This window comes from Flavobacterium sp. (assembly GCF_040402955.1).
Classification (GTDB): Bacteria; Bacteroidota; Bacteroidia; order Flavobacteriales; family Flavobacteriaceae; genus Flavobacterium.
On record NZ_JBBALQ010000016.1, the window covers coordinates 19,273 to 38,479 of the forward strand.

The 19,207-nt window shown below is 31.5% G+C and carries 19 protein-coding genes and 1 tRNA gene; 11 read left to right on the top strand and 9 right to left on the bottom strand.

All coding sequences use genetic code 11. The annotated features are described in order from the left end of the window. The first annotated feature begins 64 nt into the window (after positions 1-64). On the top strand, positions 65-1,828 hold the full coding sequence (locus ABWP78_RS07395) for an ABC transporter ATP-binding protein (RefSeq protein ID WP_353170175.1): 1,764 nt from the start codon (positions 65-67) through the stop codon (positions 1,826-1,828). A 70-nt stretch (positions 1,829-1,898) separates the two neighbouring features. Next, entirely contained in the window at positions 1,899-2,285 is a 387-nt protein-coding gene (locus tag ABWP78_RS07400; RefSeq protein WP_353170177.1) for a PUR family DNA/RNA-binding protein, read from the top strand. Positions 2,286-2,389: 104 nt separating this feature from the next. Here the strand turns inward: ABWP78_RS07400 and ABWP78_RS07405 are convergent. From ABWP78_RS07405 to idi, 5 genes are all read right to left on the bottom strand, one after another. Next, a tRNA-Thr gene (locus tag ABWP78_RS07405) sits at positions 2,390-2,463 on the bottom strand. Positions 2,464-2,539: 76 nt separating this feature from the next. Next, a complete protein-coding gene (locus tag ABWP78_RS07410; RefSeq protein WP_353170179.1) occupies positions 2,540-2,809 on the bottom strand; it encodes a hypothetical protein in 270 nt (89 codons plus the stop codon). A 57-nt stretch (positions 2,810-2,866) separates the two neighbouring features. Further along, positions 2,867-3,826 (bottom strand): type I phosphomannose isomerase catalytic subunit, encoded by a 960-nt coding sequence (locus ABWP78_RS07415; protein ID WP_353170180.1) that lies wholly within the window; start codon positions 3,824-3,826, stop codon positions 2,867-2,869. After that, positions 3,827-4,237 carry a 6-pyruvoyl trahydropterin synthase family protein gene (locus tag ABWP78_RS07420; protein WP_353170182.1) on the bottom strand — a complete coding sequence of 137 codons (411 nt, stop codon included), beginning with the start codon at positions 4,235-4,237 and terminating at the stop codon, positions 3,827-3,829. A 5-nt stretch (positions 4,238-4,242) separates the two neighbouring features. Further along, on the bottom strand, positions 4,243-4,767 hold the full coding sequence (idi, locus tag ABWP78_RS07425) for an isopentenyl-diphosphate Delta-isomerase (RefSeq protein ID WP_353170184.1): 525 nt from the start codon (positions 4,765-4,767) through the stop codon (positions 4,243-4,245). A 150-nt stretch (positions 4,768-4,917) separates the two neighbouring features. Here idi and ABWP78_RS07430 point away from each other — a divergent pair, with 150 nt between their 5' ends. From ABWP78_RS07430 to ABWP78_RS07460, 7 genes are read left to right on the top strand one after another with little or no spacing between them, the layout of a single operon-like run. Then, a complete protein-coding gene (locus ABWP78_RS07430; RefSeq protein ID WP_353170186.1) occupies positions 4,918-5,688 on the top strand; it encodes a ParA family protein in 771 nt (256 codons plus the stop codon). Further along, positions 5,688-6,587, top strand: a complete 900-nt coding sequence (locus ABWP78_RS07435; protein WP_353170188.1) for a ParB/RepB/Spo0J family partition protein — start codon at positions 5,688-5,690, stop codon at positions 6,585-6,587. The genes ABWP78_RS07430 and ABWP78_RS07435 overlap by 1 nt, the downstream gene beginning before the upstream one ends. Before the next feature lie 53 nt (positions 6,588-6,640). Continuing rightward, positions 6,641-7,153, top strand: coding sequence for a DUF5683 domain-containing protein (locus ABWP78_RS07440; RefSeq protein ID WP_353170191.1), 513 nt, complete (start codon positions 6,641-6,643; stop codon positions 7,151-7,153). A gap of 44 nt (positions 7,154-7,197) precedes the next feature. After that, complete coding sequence (gene dapB, locus ABWP78_RS07445; RefSeq protein WP_353170193.1) at positions 7,198-7,896, top strand: 4-hydroxy-tetrahydrodipicolinate reductase; 699 nt, start codon at positions 7,198-7,200, stop codon at positions 7,894-7,896. A gap of 35 nt (positions 7,897-7,931) precedes the next feature. Further along, complete coding sequence (gene lepB, locus ABWP78_RS07450) at positions 7,932-9,512, top strand: signal peptidase I (protein WP_353170195.1); 1,581 nt, start codon at positions 7,932-7,934, stop codon at positions 9,510-9,512. A 59-nt stretch (positions 9,513-9,571) separates the two neighbouring features. Further along, positions 9,572-9,949: a four helix bundle protein gene (locus tag ABWP78_RS07455; RefSeq protein ID WP_353170197.1), complete on the top strand. Its 378-nt coding sequence runs from the start codon at positions 9,572-9,574 to the stop codon at positions 9,947-9,949. 8 nt (positions 9,950-9,957) lie between these two features. Continuing rightward, positions 9,958-10,569 carry a WbqC family protein gene (locus ABWP78_RS07460; protein WP_353170199.1) on the top strand — a complete coding sequence of 204 codons (612 nt, stop codon included), beginning with the start codon at positions 9,958-9,960 and terminating at the stop codon, positions 10,567-10,569. Positions 10,570-10,641: 72 nt separating this feature from the next. Here the strand turns inward: ABWP78_RS07460 and secDF are convergent, their stop codons facing one another. Beyond that, complete coding sequence (gene secDF, locus ABWP78_RS07465; protein WP_353170201.1) at positions 10,642-13,596, bottom strand: protein translocase subunit SecDF; 2,955 nt, start codon at positions 13,594-13,596, stop codon at positions 10,642-10,644. A gap of 217 nt (positions 13,597-13,813) precedes the next feature. Continuing rightward, complete coding sequence (capB, locus tag ABWP78_RS07470; protein ID WP_353170203.1) at positions 13,814-15,070, bottom strand: cysteate-C-fatty acyltransferase; 1,257 nt, start codon at positions 15,068-15,070, stop codon at positions 13,814-13,816. Between the two features lie 141 nt (positions 15,071-15,211). On the opposite strand from capB, the gene ABWP78_RS07475 reads away from it, so the two are divergent. Continuing rightward, the gene (locus ABWP78_RS07475; protein WP_353170205.1) at positions 15,212-16,075 is read left to right on the top strand and encodes a hydroxymethylglutaryl-CoA lyase-like TIM-barrel protein; all 864 of its coding nucleotides are present in this window, start codon (positions 15,212-15,214) and stop codon (positions 16,073-16,075) included. Positions 16,076-16,298: 223 nt separating this feature from the next. Then, positions 16,299-17,771, top strand: a complete 1,473-nt coding sequence (gene guaB / locus ABWP78_RS07480; RefSeq protein ID WP_353170207.1) for an IMP dehydrogenase — start codon at positions 16,299-16,301, stop codon at positions 17,769-17,771. A gap of 94 nt (positions 17,772-17,865) precedes the next feature. Here guaB and ABWP78_RS07485 read toward each other — a convergent pair whose 3' ends face one another. Both ABWP78_RS07485 and ABWP78_RS07490 read right to left on the bottom strand, forming a co-directional pair. Further along, on the bottom strand, positions 17,866-18,486 hold the full coding sequence (locus ABWP78_RS07485) for a hypothetical protein (protein WP_353170209.1): 621 nt from the start codon (positions 18,484-18,486) through the stop codon (positions 17,866-17,868). 17 nt (positions 18,487-18,503) lie between these two features. Then, positions 18,504-19,207: lyase family protein (locus ABWP78_RS07490; RefSeq protein WP_353170211.1), on the bottom strand; the 704-nt coding region annotated here is incomplete at its 5' end.

Below are 19,207 nucleotides of genomic sequence, written 5' to 3' on the forward strand. Positions count from 1 at the left end.
TTACCCTGAAAAAAGCATAATTTTTTTAACAAAATTAATATTACTTTAAATTACTTTACTTTAAATGAAAGAATTACAATATTTAAATAAATATTTCATAAAATATAAATACCGCTTTTTATTTGGAATAATCATAACGATTGTAGCTCAAATTTTTGCATTATACACTCCGGAATTAGTTGGAAAATCGATTTCCTTAATTGAAGCGTTTCTGAAATCCGAAAACAAAGACACCGTAATTTTAAAAAACGAACTCTTTAAAAACATTGCACTAATAGTATTTTGCACACTAATTGCAGGTTTTTTGACCTTTTTAATGCGTCAATCCTTAATAGTAATGTCTCGTTTTGTTGAATTTGATTTAAAAAATGAAATATTCAATCATTACCAAAACCTTTCTCAAAATTTTTACAAAAAAAACAGAACGGGCGATTTAATGAATCGAATAAGTGAAGATGTTGGAAAAGTAAGAATGTATGTAGGACCTGCAGTTATGTATACCATAAATACTATAATTCGATTTGTGGCTATCATAATAAGTATGTCGGCAGTGAACCTAAAACTAACCATTTATTGCTTACTTCCTTTACCCATTTTATCTTACAGTATTTTTATTTTAAGCAAACGAATCAATAAAAAAAGTACAGAATATCAAGAAAACCTATCCACATTATCATCATTTACACAAGAATTTTTTTCAGGAATCAGAGTGATAAAAGCCTATGCACTAGAAAAAGATAGAAATAACGAATTTATTAAATTATCTAAAATTAGTAAAGAAAAAAACTTAGCCTTAGCCAAAACAAATGCATTATTTGGACCACTAATGATTTTATTAATTGGATTAAGTTATTTAATTGTAATTTTTGTAGGCGGGCAAATGTATGTTAATGGCGAAATAAAAGACATTGGAGTAATTGCAAAATTTTTATTATATATAGGAATGTTAGTTTGGCCTGTGGCTTCAATTGGCTGGGTTTCTTCTTTGGTTCAAGAGGCAGAAGCGTCACAAAAAAGAATCAATGAGTTTTTAAAAGAACAACCCGAAATTAAAAACACAGGAAGTAGTACCACTTCAATTGAAGGGAAAATAACTTTTGAAAATGTAAGTTATACGTACGATGATACCAATATAAAAGCGTTAACCGACGTTAGTTTTACCATAAACAAAGGAGAAACCATTGCGATTTTAGGAAAAACAGGTTCTGGAAAATCCACAATATTGTCTTTATTAACAAGAATACACGACGTATCTGGAGTTTCTAAAATTAAAATTGATGATAAAAATGTAATTGATTATGATTTGTATCATTTGCGAAAAAGTATGAGTATTGTTACGCAAGATCCTTTCTTGTTTTCTGATACGATAAAAAACAATATAAAATTTGGCAAGATAGATGCTACTGATGAAGAAATAATTGCCGCAGCAAAAATGGCAGTAGTTGATGAAAATATTCAATCGTTTACTCATAAATATGAAACCATTTTAGGAGAACGAGGAATTACATTATCTGGTGGGCAAAAACAACGTGTTTCCATTGCCAGAGCGATAATTAAAGAAGCACCAATTTTAATTTTAGACGATTGTTTAAGTGCGGTTGACACAGAAACTGAAGAAAAAATTATAACTAATTTTAAAACTGTTTTTCAAGATAAAACAACTATTATTGTAACTCACCGTGCTTCTGCGGCAAAAAATGCAACTAAAATTATTATTTTAGATGAAGGAAAAATTGTTCAGCAAGGCACGCACCATGAACTTGTAAATGAAGAAGGCTTTTATAAAGATTTGTTTATAAAACAACTTTCTGAAAAAGAAAATGCTTAAAAAATTGTTTCGTAACCTTTTTTTTTAGATTTTTGAAACTCGAAAAAAAGAATTAATTGAACGAAGGATTATGAGTGATAAAGATTTAATAGAAAAAGACATTTTTTCTAAGGTATTAAGAGCGGGAAGAAGAACCTACTTCTTTGACGTTAGAGCTACAAAAGCAGACGATTATTACATTACCATTACTGAAAGTAAAAAATTTACTGAAGAAGATGGCTCTTATCATTTTAAAAAACATAAAATTTATCTTTACAAAGAAGATTTTGCTTCTTTTAATGAAATTTTAAGTGAAATGACCGAATATGTAATTAACCACAAAGGAGAAGAAGTTATTTCAGAAAGACATCAAAAGGATTTTAAAAAAGAGTTTGACGGAACAGAATATTCCAATTCTGAAGAACCTACTAAAACTTCCTCTAGTAGTTATACAGATATTAATTTTGACGATATTTAAAAAATAGCTTTCTTAGGAAAGGATTTTTTTTAAGACCTATTTTAGTATCTTAAAATTCAATTATTACAAATAAAAAAAGGCAATCTTTCGATTGCCTTTTTTTGAGCCAGTGGAGGGACTCGAACCCACGACCTGCTGATTACAAATCAGCTGCTCTAGCCAGCTGAGCTACACCGGCGACTCATTTTGCAGTGCAAATATAGTCTTGAAATTTTAATTTGCAAAAAAAATAAACAATTTTTTTTGCGATTTTTTTAGTTTAATTCGTTCACTTTTGCAACAAATTGATTTGCAGCAACTTCAAATTCTTCTTTAACTAATTTATAATGTGCTTTTTTATTTTCAACATTTTTTTGGTTTACTTTTACCATTAATGCATCAAATGTATCGTAAATATCTCCAACTAAAGCCTCAGATGTTTCTGAAGGTTTTCCAGTAGTAGTCATTTCCCAAATGTATACTATGTTTAAGATATCTCCTAAAACGTAGTTAATTTCTTTTTTCAAGTTTTTAACGCTTGCCATTTTATTATTTTTAAAAATTATGATGCAAAAGTAAACAATATATCAATACACAGCTAATTAAATTGTAATTTCTAATAAAGACGCTTCACCAATAATTTCAAAACCATCAATTATTGCAGGTATTAATACGGTATCTCCTTTTTTAAATTCAGATTGAAATTGCCGCATATTAATAGTAAAACTACCTTCTGTACACATAAAAACCGTAAACGATTCTTTTGTTTTTTTCCAATTGTGTTTTTCTGAAATTTGCAAAATATTGGTCTTAAAAAACGGACATTCTACCAAAGTAACGGACTTATTTTTAGCTACTTCGTAGTTTAATTTAGTATTTGTAGGTTCAAAGTTTATTGCGTCAAGAGCTAAATCTGTATGTAATTCTCTACCAACTCCATTTGCATCTACCCTATCCCAATCATATAATCGATAGGTAATGTCGCTTGTTTGTTGAATTTCTGCAATTAAAACACCAGCGCCAGTGGCGTGAACAGTTCCTGTTTCCAGAAAAAAAACATCGCCTACTTTTACAGGAGTTTCATTTAAAACTGCAACTAATGTTTTATTTTCTAAATGTGCTTGATACTCTTTTTTATTTGTTTTGTCTTTAAATCCAACAACCAATCTTGCATTAGCATCAGCTTGCATTACGTACCACATTTCTGTTTTACCAAAAGAATTGTGTCGCTCTTTTGCCAATGCATCATTTGGATGCACCTGAATAGACAAATCTTCCTTAGCGTCAATAAACTTAAAAAGCAAAGGAAAATTTAATCCAAAATTTTTGATAGAAGCAGCGCCTAAAACTTCTGTTGGATATTTTTTAATTAATTGATTTAAATTCAATCCTTCAAATGCTCCATTAGCTACAACACTAATATCATTTTCTACAGTTGATAACTCCCAGCTTTCACCAATTTGGCGGCCATCAAAAGACTTATTTAATAGTTCTTTTAATTTGGTACCACCCCAAATTCGTTCTTTAAAAATGGGTTCAAAGAGTAAGGGATAAAACAACATTTATTCGCCTCTATAAGTTACAAAATTACGAGGAGTTTCGTATAAAACCACTTCTAAATCTAGATTTAAATTAATGTGTATTCTTAATTTTTGCCAAATTACAACCGCTATATTTTCGGCAGTTGGATTTAATTTTTCAAAATCGGGGACATCCAAATTTAAGTTTTTATGGTCAAACGCATTTTCTATATGTTCTTTTATTAAATCTGATAAAATTTTCACATCTACCACAAAGCCTGTTTCTTGATCAATTTCACCTGTAACACTTACTATTAATTCGTAGTTGTGTCCATGATAATTTGGATTATTACACTTACCAAAAATGGCATCGTTTTGTTCCATAGACCAATCTTTTCGATATAACCTATGTGCGGCATTAAAATGCGCTTTTCTACTTACTGTTACTTTCATTTTTTTTATTTATTGTCATCAAAATGATGATAAAATTCCTCAAATATTATTTTAAACCAAACGGTGTAAAAGTTCGGATTTGTAATCATGTCATTTTTAATATCTTCAATCTTCATCCATTTCCAACTTTCTACTTCATCTTTATTAATTTCGGGCACTTCGTTGTAATAACCTAGCATCACATGATCTAATTCATGTTCTGTCAAGCCATTGTCAAAAGGTGCTTTATAAATAAAATGAAACATTTCTTTCAATTCTGTTTCAAAACCCATTTCTTCTCGGAGTCGTCGTATACCAGCTTGAATGTTTGTTTCATTTTCTCGTTGATGACTACAACAGGTATTGGTCCACAATAAAGGAGAATGGTATTTGTGATGCGCGCGTTGTTGCAACATCAACTCATTTTTATCATTTAATATAAATACAGAAAAGGCTCTGTGCAAAACCGCTTTTTCGTGTGCTTCTAGTTTGTTCATCAATCCAATTGGATTGTCATTTACATCAACTAAAATAACTTTTTCTTCTACCACCCTTAAAAATTTAATTGTCAAATTTACAAAAAAAATAATTTTACAACAAAGATATACTGAAATAAAGACTTTAACGCAATGTTAATAAAATTGGGTTGGTAATACCATAAATAATTGTATTTTTACACTTCTAAAATTTTAAAATAAAAAATGGGTAAGATCATTGCAATTGCCAATCAAAAGGGAGGAGTAGGAAAAACAACCACTTCAATTAATCTTGCTGCCTCATTAGGTGCCTTGGAGAAAAAAGTACTATTAATAGATGCAGACCCTCAAGCAAACGCAAGTTCTGGGTTAGGAATTGACGTGGAAAATGTAGAAATTGGCACCTACCAAATAATAGAGCATAGCAATACAGCAGAAGAAGGTGTTATTCCTACTAGTGCACCAAATGTTTGGATTATACCCGCTCATATCGACTTAGTTGCCATAGAAATTGAATTGGTTGACAAAGAAAACAGAGAATACATGCTAAAACAAGCATTACATACAATTAAAGAACAGTACGATTATGTAATTATTGATTGCGCTCCTTCTTTAGGGTTATTAACATTAAATGCATTAACCGCCGCAGATAGTGTTGTAATTCCAATTCAATGTGAATATTTTGCATTAGAAGGTTTAGGAAAATTATTAAATACAATAAAAAGCGTTCAAAAAATTCATAATCCAAGTTTAGATATTGAAGGACTATTATTAACTATGTACGATACCCGTTTACGATTATCAAATCAGGTAGTAGAAGAAGTTCAAAAGCATTTTAATAACATGGTTTTTTCGACTATTATTCAAAGAAATATTAAATTAAGTGAAGCGCCTAGTTTTGGAGAAAGTATTATAAATTATGATGCTACTAGTAAAGGTGCTGCAAATTACTTAAATTTAGCAGAAGAAATTATCAAGAAAAACAGTAGCAACTAATGACAAAAGCAGTAAAAAAACCTGTATTAGGCAGAGGCCTTTCAGCACTTTTAAGCGATCCTTCAAATGACATCAAATCTGTAGAAGATAAAAATGCAGACAAAGTTGTAGGAAGTATCATTGAACTTGATATTAATTTTATTGAAATAAATCCGTTTCAACCAAGAACTAATTTCAATGAAGATACACTTCAAGAATTAGCTAAATCTATTAAAGAAGTTGGCGTTATTCAACCTATTACTGTTAGAAAATTAGAATTTAACAAATACCAACTAATATCTGGAGAACGAAGATTACGTGCTTCAAAATTATTAGGCCTTTCTACTATTCCTGCCTATATTAGATTAGCAAATGATAACGAATCACTTGTTATGGCTTTGGTTGAAAATATTCAACGTCATGATTTGGACCCAATTGAAGTTGCCATTTCGTACCAACGACTTATAGAAGAAGTAAATTTAACTCAGGAAGAAATGAGCGAGCGTGTGGGAAAAAAACGTTCAACCATTACTAACTATTTACGTTTGCTAAAATTAGATCCGATTATTCAAACAGGAATGAGAGATGGATTTATTTCGATGGGACACGGTAGAGCATTAATAAATATTGAAGACCAAGAAGCGCAAAGCGATATTTATCACACCGTTGTTACTCAAAACTTATCTGTTAGGGATACAGAAGCGTTAGTGAAAAAATATCAAGAAGGATTAAAACCAAAAACAAGTAAAACGGCTACTACAAAATCATTCGAAATTGCTACCGAACAAAAGAAAACTTTCGCCAATTTTTTTGGTGCAAAAGTGGATATAAATGTTGCCGCAAATGGTAAAGGAAAAATAGCCATTCCGTTTCATTCTGAAGAAGATTTTAACCGAATCATAAAATTAATCAACAACTAGTGAAGCGGTTTCTTTACATATTTATCTTGCTTTTTTTGGGCACAAAATTTTCTGTGGCTCAAAAGAAAGAATTAAAAATTGAAACTAAAGATATTGTAAAGTCCGACATCAATCCATTATCGCCGGCAAAAGCAGCTTTTTATTCTGCTATTTTGCCAGGTTTAGGTCAAGCATACAATAAAAAATATTGGAAAATTCCTATAGTTTACGGTGCTATTGGTGCAGGGATGTATTTCATTATGGATAATAATAAAAAACACAATCAATACCGTGACGAATACAAAAAACGATTAGCCAACGGTGGTGCAATTGACACTTCAGATCCTACATATGGAAAATTAAGTACAGAAAGTGTTATTAGAGGGCAAAAATTCTATCAAAAAAACAGAGATTTATCCGTACTTATTACTGCGGGTTTGTACATTCTAAATATTGTAGAAGCAAATGTAGACGCTCATTTATTGCAATTTAACGTAAATGACGATTTATCATTAAAACCAGATTTACATACCAATCCGTATACGTTTAACCAAAATGTTGGATTTACATTAACCTATCAATTTTAACATTTTATTTCGTAACATTTTATTTAAAACAACAACTAATCAAAATGAAAATAGCATTATTAGGTTATGGTAAAATGGGAAAAGTAATTGAACAAATTGCTTTAGAACGCGGTCATGAAATTGTGTTACGAAAAGATAGTTCTGACACTTTTGAAGGAATTACAAAAGCAGATGTTGCCATAGATTTTAGTGTTCCAACTACAGCTGTTAGCCATATTTCAGAATGTTTAAATCAAAATATTCCTGTAATTTCAGGTACTACAGGTTGGATAGAAAATTATGATGAAATGGTACGTTTGTGCAAAGAAAAAAACGGAAGTTTTATTTATGCTTCAAACTTTAGTTTGGGTGTAAATATATTTTTCGAGCTAAATAATTATTTAGCTAAAATGATGAAAAACCTTTCTGATTATAAGGTTTCAATGGAAGAAATTCATCACACACAAAAATTAGATGCCCCAAGCGGAACAGCAATAAGTTTGGCAAATGGAATCATAGAAAATACGGATTACACAAATTGGACATTAGAAAATCCAAGTGAAAATGAAATTCATATTAATGCAAAAAGAATAGAAAATATTCCTGGGACACATGCTATTTTTTACGATAGCAAAGTGGATCAAATAGAAATCAAACATACCGCACATAGCCGAGAAGGCTTTGCTTTAGGATCGGTCATAGCTGCAGAATGGCTAATTGGTAAAAAAGGCGTTTTCACTATGAAAGACGTTTTGGGAATATAAGTATAATTTACGATTTACAAAAAAAAACAAAAATTATGGACATATCAACTTGGATTATTACAATATTAATAATTAGTACAACACACGCAATTTGTACTTGGAAATTATATCTAAAAGCCGGTAGAAAAGCTTGGGAAGCATTCGTTCCTGTTTATAACGGGATTGTTTTAATGCAAATCATAAACCGTCCAAAGTGGTGGGTGTTTTTGCTGTTTTTACCTGTAATAAACTTGTTGATTTTACCAGTTATTTGGATTGAAACCTTACGTACATTTGGTAAAAAAACTACTGCAGATATGTGGTTGGGCTTTATTACATTTGGATTATATATTGGTTACGTAAATTACACCCAAGAAGTTTCATATGGAGCTGAACGCGATACCAAACCAGCAACAAAAGCTTTAGATACTTTAGGTTCAATTACTTTTGCATTAATAGTAGCGACTTTTGTACATACATATTTTATTCAACCATTTGTAATTCCTTCTTCATCATTAGAAAAATCATTATTAATTGGCGATTTTCTTTTTGTAAGTAAATTTCATTATGGTGCCAGAACGCCAATGACTCCAGTTGCAGCACCAATGGTACACGACTCTATTCCAATGGTAAAAAAACTTTCATATTTAAGCAAGCCTCAATTACCTTATTTTAGATTTCCTGCTTTAGAAAAAATTAAAAATAACGACATTGTTGTTTTCAATTGGCCAAGAGATACACTTTCGAATATGTATTTGCCAGCTACTGAAAGAATTGACAAACCTCGAGATAAAAAAACAAATTATGTAAAACGTTGTGTGGGTATTGCAGGCGACAGTTTGCAAATTAAAGACGGAATTGTTTTTGTAAATGGTAAAGAATTGATATTACCTGAAAGAGCTAAACCTCAGTATTCTTATAAAATTAGTACCGACGGCAAAACACCAATTGATTTTGAAACGATTTTAAGAGAAATGCAAGTTACTGATCCGGCAGGAATGATAACAAACGACACGCTTTACGTTCAAGCATTAACTTTTGAAAATGCAGAAAAATTAAAATCAATTAGCGGTATCACTTCTGTAAAAAGAATGATTAACAAAAAAGCCGAAGATGGCGTATTCCCAGATTTTAAAGATGGGAAGCCTTCTGTAACAAACAATTGGAATGGTGATAATTTTGGTCCAATTTATATTCCACAAGCAGGGAAAACAGTTGCATTAAAAAAAGAAACGTTACCCTTGTATAAATTAATCATCACAGAGTATGAAGGAAATACGTTAGAAGTTAAAGGTAATGACATTAAAATAAACGGAAAAATAGCTACTTCCTACACCTTTAAACAAGATTATTACTGGATGATGGGAGACAACAGACATAATTCGTTAGATGCCCGTTATTTCGGTTACACGCCAGCAGATCATATTGTTGGAAAACCAATTTTTATATGGATGAGCCTGGATTGGAACGCAAAAGGTTTATTAAATAAATTTAGAACCGAACGTTTCTTTACAACGGTTAGCGGCGAAGGTCAACCCGAATCGTATTTTAAATACTTCTTATTCCTTTTAGCAGGATATTTTGCTTGGGATTGGTATAGAGGTAAGAAAAAGAAAAAAGACACAGATTTACTTTAAAGGTTTATTCGTTAAGTTGTGAGTTGTTGAATCGGTAATCAGTATAAATTAGGTGATTTATGTATGTGTATTCATTTGAAAAATTAGAAGTATGGAAAGAATCCAAAAAACTGACTAAAATTATTTATCAAATTACTTCACGCTATCCTGAAAATGAAAAATTCGGACTAACTTCTCAATTGAGAAGAGCCTCAATTTCAGTTTGCTCTAATTTAGCTGAAGGTTCGGCAAGAATTACTTCAAAAGACAAAGCCCACTTTTCAACAATGGCTTATAGTTCATTAATTGAAGTTTTAAATCAAATTATTATTTCATATGAGTTAGATTTTATAGATGAATCTGATTACTTGAATTTTAGAAATTTAATTGAAAGCTTATCAAATAAAATTAATTCACTAAGAAAATTCCAACTTAACGAATCAACAAAAAACAACTAACCTTTTTAATGTATAACATATTAATTTACCCTACTTACTTTCCATCTATCAGTCATTATATTGCGATGATTCATGCTGAATCGGTTACATTTGAAGTAGAAGATACGTTTCAAAAACAAACTAATAGAAACCGAATGTACATTTATAGTCCAAATGGAATTCAAATGTTAAACATATCAGTAAAGCATAACGGTGCAAATTACAACTTTAAAGACATCAAAATAGACAACCAATACAATTGGCAAAAAAACCATTTTAAATCTTTAGAAGCTGCTTATAAGAATTCGCCTTTTTACGAATATTTCATAGATGATTTACAACCCATATTCGAAAAGAAACACGAGTTTATGTTAGATCTAAACTTTGAAATATTTGAAAGAATAAATGATGCTTTAGGAATTTCTATTCCTTTTGACAAAACAACAGAATATTTTCATCAAGTAACTGACAAAACTGATTTTCGTTTTTTAGTAAATGGCAAAAAAGACATCACTCAAATAGAACCTTACACACAAGTTTTTGATAACAAGCACGGATTCATAAATAATTTATCCATTTTAGATTTGCTTTTTAATGAAGGTAGATATGCAGTGGATTATTTAAAGCAGCAACATTTATAATTTCTTCATATAATTAATAAAAAAAACGTCCCGATGAAAATCGGGACGTTTTACTTATATTATAACACAACGTTACACGTTATGCTCTGCTTCAATTTGTTTTTTATCTGATGCTGACATCGTATCCACTAATACTGGTGTTGCAATAAATAATGAAGAATATGTTCCAACTATAATACCTATTAACATTGCAAAGATAAATCCACGGATTGAATCACCACCAAATACAAACATAATTGCTAATACCATAATCATCGTTAAAGATGTGTTTAATGTACGAGATAATGTAGTGTTTACAGAATCGTTTACAATTTTGTTAAAGTTACCATGGTGCGATTTTCCACCTAAGAATTCACGAACTCTGTCAAATACAATTACGGTATCATTCATTGAATATCCAATTACTGTTAGAATAGCCGCAATAAAGTGTTGGTCAATTTCCATATGGAACGGCATGTATTTGTACAATAAAGAGTAAATACCCAATACAAAAATAACGTCATGCGCCACCGCAGCAATTGCTCCTAATGAATATTGGTATTTTCTGAACGAAATAACTAAGTATAAACAAACTAATAACATCGCTCCTAATACTGCCCAATATGCATTTGTTTTAATGTCATCTGCAATAGAAGGTCCTACTTTCATAGCTTGTAATACCCCAAATTGTTTTCCTTCTTGTGTATTTGTAAACTGATCGTAAGAAATTTCTTTAGCAAAGAATTTTTTCAAACCTGCATATAATTTTTCGTTAACTTCTTTATCAACCTCAACACCTTGCTTGTCAATTTTGTATTTTGTCGTTATTTTCAATTGATTGTCGTTACCAAATGTTTTCGCTTCCGCTCTGTCAAAAAACGCAGCTGTAGAAAGCGCATTTGAAACTTCTTCTGGAGACACTTTTTGGTCAAATTGCACTTGGAAGGTTCTTCCTCCTACAAAGTCAATACCTTGGTCAAAACCATTCGTAAAGAAAGAAACAAAACTGATAATACAAACAATTAACGAGAATGCATAAGTGAATTTCTTAATTTTTAAGAAATCGAAGTTGAAACCAGTAAACCAATTTTTAGTAATGTTTGTAGAGAATTGTAAACTTCTTCCTTTAGCAATATCACCATCAATAAAGAAACGAGCAATAAAGATTGAAGTAAATAATGAAGTTAAAATACCAATTAATAAAGTAATGGCAAAACCTCTAATCATACCTTCTCCAAAAATATATAAAATTGTACCTGTTAAAATATGTGTTACGTTAGCATCAATAATAGAACGCATAGCACCTTTCCAACCGAAAGCAGTAGTTACTGCATTTTCTAGTGACAAGCCAGCTCTTAATTCTTCTTTTGCTCTTTCGTAGATAATAATATTTGCATCTACCGCAGTACCCATTGTTAAAACGATACCTGCAATACCTGGTAATGTTAACACAAAACCGAAGTTAGCCATGGCACCAAATAACAATACTAAGTTTAATAATAAAGCTGCGTTAGCATACCAACCTGCTCTTCCGTAATAGAAAACCATCCAGAAAGAAACTAATAATAAACCGATGATAGATGATAAAATTCCATTGTCAATAGCTTCTTGACCTAAAGAAGGTCCAACTACTGCTTTTTGTACAATATCTGCTTTAGCTGGTAATTTACCTGCACGTAATACGTTTTCTAAATCGGCAGTTTCTTCTAAAGTGAAAGCACCTGAAATTTGAGTTTGTCCACCAGAAATTGCTGCTTTTGCAGTAGCTGCAGAATACACAACATTATCTAATACAATACAAACTTGATTTCCGTTTTTAGCAATATCACCCGTTAATTGTTCCCATTTTCTTGAACCAACTGGATTCATTTGCATACTTACTGCTGGTTTTCCAAACTGGTCAAAATCAGCACTTGCATCTGTAATGGCACCACCTAATAGTGGAGCAACTCCATCAGCAGTTCCTTTTAATATGTATAATTCTGTAACATCTTCTGCTTTAGAAGTTGTTTTTCCCCAAGCAAATTTTGCGTTTGAAGCTGTTGCTGGTAATAAAGCTCTAATTTCTGCTCTTTTTAAATACGAGTTAATTTTAGCTGTATCTTTTACATTGTATCCAATTAATCCAGACGGACTTGGAATTGCATTTTCAAATAAAGGTCCTAAATCTTTAGCTGCTTTTTTAGCGGCATCTTTTTTATCGCCTAATAATTCATTTACTTTAGATTTTGCATCAACTGCTTTAGTAGTATCTACAACAGTTACAGCTGCAGTTGGTTTTTTCTCAGTAGCTTTTAAAGCATCATTTGCAGCAGTAAAGAAATTACCTAATTCTTCTGGTTTTAAGGTTTCCCAAAATTCTAATTGTGCCGTTTGAGATAATAATTTTTCAACTCTATCTAAATCTTTAGCACCTGGTAATTCTACTAGAATTCTTCCGGTTTCACCAATTTTTTGAATGTTTGGTTGTGCTACACCGAATTTATCGATACGTTTTGTTAATACTTTATATGCGCTTTCAATAGATTCAGCAACTTTCTTTTTCAAAATAACTTTCACTTGATCATCCGTCATACTTAACTGAATTTCCTCAAATGTTCTATTGTAGAATGCTTCAGCAGAAGCCATTTTTATTGTTCCATTAGATTCTGTAGCAAAAGCGTCAAAAAAGGCATCTAAATAATCTTGATTTCCTTTTCTATCCTTTGTAGCTCTTTCTAAAGCTCTATTAAATATAGGATTTTTAGAGTTGTTTGATAATGTTTTTAAAACGTCTTTAACAGAAACTTCTAAAGTTACGTTAATTCCACCTTCTAAATCTAATCCTTTGTTGATTTGTTGTTTCTCAACATCTTCATAAGTAAAGCCTAAAAAAACGTCTTTTTTCTTTAGATCTTTTAAGTAGTTTAATTCCTTTTGAGAATCTCCTTTTGCAAATTCTTTCGCATCTTTTACAATTCCGTTAGCAACAAACGTAAAAGAAAGTTGATAGATACAAGCAATCGTAAAAATGATTGCGAAGAATTTAATTAGTCCTTTGTTCTGCATTATAGTTAATTTAAGTTATTTTCTTTAAAAACGGACAAATATATCATTTCATATAGGATAAAACAATTTTATTTGAACCTAAAATTCATTTTTTATTAATATTTAGTCAACATTAAGATTATTTTTCTTTTTTTATCTATTTAAGTTCCTCAAAACAAGAAGAATAAAAAAAGCGTTGAAATTATCAACGCTTTATAAATTTTATAATTTTTACAAATTATTTATCTGTAATTGTTGATTCGGCAATTTTTTTATACGTTCCATTTTCTAATTTCTCACGTATCGCTTCAAAAGCAGTTAATGTTTCATCAATGTCTTCTAATGTATGAGTTGTGGTTGGAATCATTCGTAATAAAATCATTCCTTTTGGAATTACTGGATACACAACAATGGATAAGAAAATACTGTAGTTTTCTCTTAAATCATTCACCATAATCATAGCTTCTGGAATAGAACCTTCTAAGTAAACTGGTGTAATACAAGTATTTGTATCTCCGATATTGAAACCTTTTTCTTTTAAACCGTTTTGTAACGCATTAACATTCACCCATAATTTATCTTTAATCTCAGATGAATTACGCAATATTTCTAAACGCTTCAACGAACCAATTGTTTGAATCATTGGCAATGATTTGGCAAACATTTGCGAACGTAAATTGTATTTTAAATAATCAATAACATCTTTATCAGCAGCCACAAAAGCACCAATATTTGCCATTGATTTTGCAAAAGTTGAAAAATACACATCAATTCCATCTTGACATCCTTGCTCCTCACCTGCTCCAGCACCTGTTTTACCAAGTGTACCAAAACCGTGCGCATCATCAACCAATAAACGGAAATTGTATTTTTTCTTCATTTCTACAATTTCTTTTAACTTACCTTGTTGTCCTCGCATACCAAAAACACCTTCCGTAATAAACAAAATACCACCACCAGTTTCAGTAGCTAATTTTGTAGCACGTTGTAAGTTTTTTTCCATACTTTCAATGTCGTTGTGCTTGTAAGTAAAGCGTTTTCCACTATGCAAACGAACACCGTCAATAATACACGCGTGTGCATCTACATCATAAACAATAACATCATTTCTGGTAACCAAAGCATCAATTGTAGATAAAATTCCTTGATAACCAAAATTCAATAAATAAGCTGATTCTTTCATTACGAAAGCCGCTAACTCATCTTCTAATTGTTCGTGATATTTGGTATGTCCACTCATCATACGAGCACCCATTGGGTAAGCTGCACCATATTGCGCCGCTGCCTCAGTATCTGCTTTACGAACTTCTGGATGATTGGCTAAACCTAAATAGTCATTCAAACTCCAGTTTAATATATTTTTACCTTGAAATTGCATTCTTGGACCCAATTCACCTTCCAACTTTGGAAATACGAAATAACCTTCTGCTTGTGAAGCCCATTTTCCTAGAGGTCCTTTGTTTTGTTGAATTCTTTCAAATAAATCTTTAACCATAATTTATTACTTAATTAGTGGTGCAAAAGTATAAATAAAAAAACGTTTTTAATAATTTTTTTTAACACTTCTAACGTTTAACTTGATTGCAATAAAAACATATTTGTAAAAAATAAAGTTTTACTTATCTTTGACATTCCTATGAAAGATATAAAAATTATCGAATGTCCGCGCGATGCCATGCAAGGCATAAAAACGTTTATTCCCACCGAAAAAAAGGTGCAATACATTCAATCTTTATTACGAGTTGGATTTGACACATTGGATTTTGGTAGTTTTGTGTCGCCAAAAGCCATTCCGCAAATGCAAGACACGGCTGAAGTTTTAGATCAATTAGATTTAACTCAAACACAAAGTAAATTATTAGCCATTATTGCCAATACGCAAGGAGCAGCAGCCGCAGCAAAACATAAAGCTATTCAATATTTTGGTTTTCCGTTTTCTATTTCTGAAAATTTTCAAATGCGAAACACGCACAAAACCATTGCCGAAAGCTTAATAACATTACAAGAAATATTAGAAATAGCTGACAAATCTAACAAAGAAGTTGTAACGTATATTTCTATGGGATTTGGAAATCCGTATGGCGATCCTTATAATGTAGATGTTGTTGGTGACTGGACTGAAAAATTAGCTAAGATGGGCGTAAAAATTTTATCGCTATCCGATACGATTGGCTCTTCTACCCCCGAAGTCATAGATTATTTATTCCGTAATTTAATACCAAAATATCCAAATATTGAATTTGGTGCGCATTTACATACTACACCAGACAAATGGTTTGAAAAAATTGACGCCGCATATCAAGCTGGTTGCAGAAGATACGATGGCGCCATTCAAGGTTTTGGAGGATGCCCAATGGCTAAAGACGACTTAACCGGAAATATGCCAACCGAAAAGTTATTATCTTATTTTACTACCAAAAAAGAAAATACGAACACGAGTCCAATGAGCTTTGAAAGTGCCTATAATGAGGCTACTAAATTATTTGGCGCGTTTCATTAATTAGGAGCTCTTGTCCAGCTATACATTTCAAGATTTTATCAATAATTCTTTTTTTGTAAGCACTAAAAAGAGCTTCTTAGGTCGCTTTTTTAGCACTACAAAAAATAGAATTTTTCAATAAAATGCTTTCCATTGCTATCTGGGCTAAAAACTATTCACTATTTACTAAACAAAAATTACTTTTTTTTTATATATTTGCTCGCAATTTAACTTCAATTGCAGCATGAAAGCACACACTACAAAAATTATAGGAGAAGGACTAACGTATGACGATGTTCTTTTAATCCCAAATTACTCAGAAATTCTTCCAAGAGAAGTATCTATTCAATCAAAATTTAGTAAAAATATTACCTTAAACACACCAATTGTTTCCGCTGCAATGGATACAGTTACCGAAAGTGCGATGGCTATTGCTATGGCGCAAGAAGGAGGAATTGGTGTATTACACAAAAACATGACTATTGCACAACAAGCTGCAGAAGTGAGAAAAGTAAAACGTGCAGAAAGCGGGATGATTATAGATCCGGTAACATTACCTTTAACAGCAAATGTAGGTGACGCCAAAAATGCGATGAGAGAATTTGGTATTGGGGGAATTCCAGTTGTAGATGAAAAAGGAATTTTAAAAGGAATTGTGACCAACAGAGATTTGCGTTTTGAAAAAGAAAACTCAAGAGCGATTACTGAAGTAATGACCTCTGAAAATTTAGTTACTGCAGGAAAAGGAACTACTTTAGCTGCTGCAGAAGAAATTCTTCAAGAAAGTAAAATTGAAAAACTACCCGTGGTTGATGCCGATTTTAAATTAATTGGATTAATTACTTTTAGAGATATCACCAAACTAACCCAAAAACCAAACGCGAACAAAGATAAATTTGGTCGTTTACGAGTAGCTGCCGCTTTAGGTGTTACATCAGATGTACTTGACCGAGCAGAAGCTTTAGTAAAAGCAGGTGTTGATGCCGTAATTATTGATACGGCACACGGACATACAAAAGGTGTGGTAGACGTTTTAAAACTAGTAAAAAACAAATTTCCAGAAATAGATGTAGTAGTTGGAAACATTGCTACACCAGAAGCGGCTTTGTATTTAGTTGAAAATGGCGCCGATGCTGTAAAAGTTGGAATTGGACCTGGTTCTATTTGTACGACTCGTATTGTAGCAGGTGTTGGTTTTCCTCAATTTTCTGCCGTTTTAGAAGTGGCTGCCGCTTTAGAAGGAACTGGTATTCCAGTAATTGCTGACGGCGGTGTTCGATACACTGGAGACATTCCAAAAGCGTTGGCTGCTGGAGCTTCTTGTGTAATGTTAGGTTCGATGTTAGCAGGAACGAAAGAATCTCCAGGTGAAACTATTATCTTTGAAGGAAGAAAATTCAAATCGTACCGAGGAATGGGTTCTGTTGAAGCTATGAAAGAAGGTTCAAAAGACAGATATTTCCAAGATGTGGAAGATGATGTAAAAAAATTAGTTCCAGAAGGAATTGTAGGTCGCGTACCATACAAAGGCGAATTAAACGAAAGTATGCAACAGTTTATTGGCGGACTTCGTGCCGGAATGGGCTACTGTGGTGCCAAAAACATTGAAACCTTACAAGCCACAAGCCGATTTGTACGATTAACCTCAAGCGGAATTAGCGAAAGTCATCCACATAATGTTACAATAACGAAAGAAGCTCCGAATTATTCGAGATAGTATAATATAAGACCTGACAGGTTTTTGAAACCTGTCAGGTCTGAAAAGTAAAAATCCATTCCCAATATCGGAATGGATTTTTTATCTAGAATAGCTATTCCTGTTTATACTCAAATTCGTAATCTTTTATCTTCCATTTATCTTCGAAAGTATAGCTTATTTTTAAGAATAATGTATTTTTTCTTAATTCATAATAATTTTCGACATCATCTTTACTTATTATCTTTTGACTTAATAGCTTAATTTTAGACATATTTGAAAAAATTTCTTCATCTTCTTGCGATTTTGTAATTAAATCATAATCTAAACCAGAAACTACTCCATCATAAATTTTTTCTTCCTTTAAATCCTTTCCAACACTTAGCAAATGATTTTTTAAATTTTCAACATATGAATGACTGACATAGCCCGTTTTATCAAACTCTTTAACGTATTTGATTACTTCGGTTTCATCAATATAGTAAGCAATAGAATCCTTTTCAGTAACATAACCGCCTTTTAAGTATTCAATTTTTTCTAGCTTATTAATATTTAATTTATACCAATTAAAAAAAGCAATTGTTAAATCCCTAAATTCATCGTCATTTGAAAGCTGTAAAGAATCAACTTTAATTGATTTTAAATCTTCATCCGTTTTTTTAATTTTAGATTCTTTTTTACAAGAATTCAAAAAACACAAGAAACAAAACAATAATAATTTTAATACTTTACCCATAAAACTTAGAATTAAAATTAAATCCCTAAATAATTACTTGGCGTAATCGCTTTTAATTCTGTTTTAATATCATTAGAAACATTCAAGGTTTCAATAAACGCATGAATCGAATCTTTATTAATAACCGTATTCGTTCTTGTTAGATCCTTTAACGCTTCGTATGGATTTGGATAGCCTTCTCTTCGTAAAATAGTCTGAATAGCTTCTGCTACAACTGCCCAATTTTTCTCTAAATCTTCTGCGAATTTTGATTCATTTAATAACAACTTATTCAACCCTTTTAATGTCGATTCAAAAGCAATAAGTGTATGTCCAATTGGCACACCAATATTACGTAAAACGGTACTGTCTGTTAAATCACGTTGTAATCTTGACAATGGTAATTTTGCAGATAAATGTTCGAAAATCGCATTGGCAATTCCTAAATTTCCTTCCGAATTTTCAAAATCAATAGGATTTACTTTGTGTGGCATAGCTGAAGAACCAATTTCTCCTGCTTTAATTTTTTGTTTGAAATAGTCCATTGAAACGTATGTCCAAACATCTCTATCTAAGTCGATTAGAATCGTATTTATTCGCTTTAACGCGTCAAAAAAAGCAGCAAAATGATCATAATGTTCAATTTGTGTAGTTGGAAACGAATGACGCAGTCCTAACGTTTCTTCCACAAATTGCGATCCGAATGCTTTCCAATCATGGTTTGGATAAGCCACTTTATGTG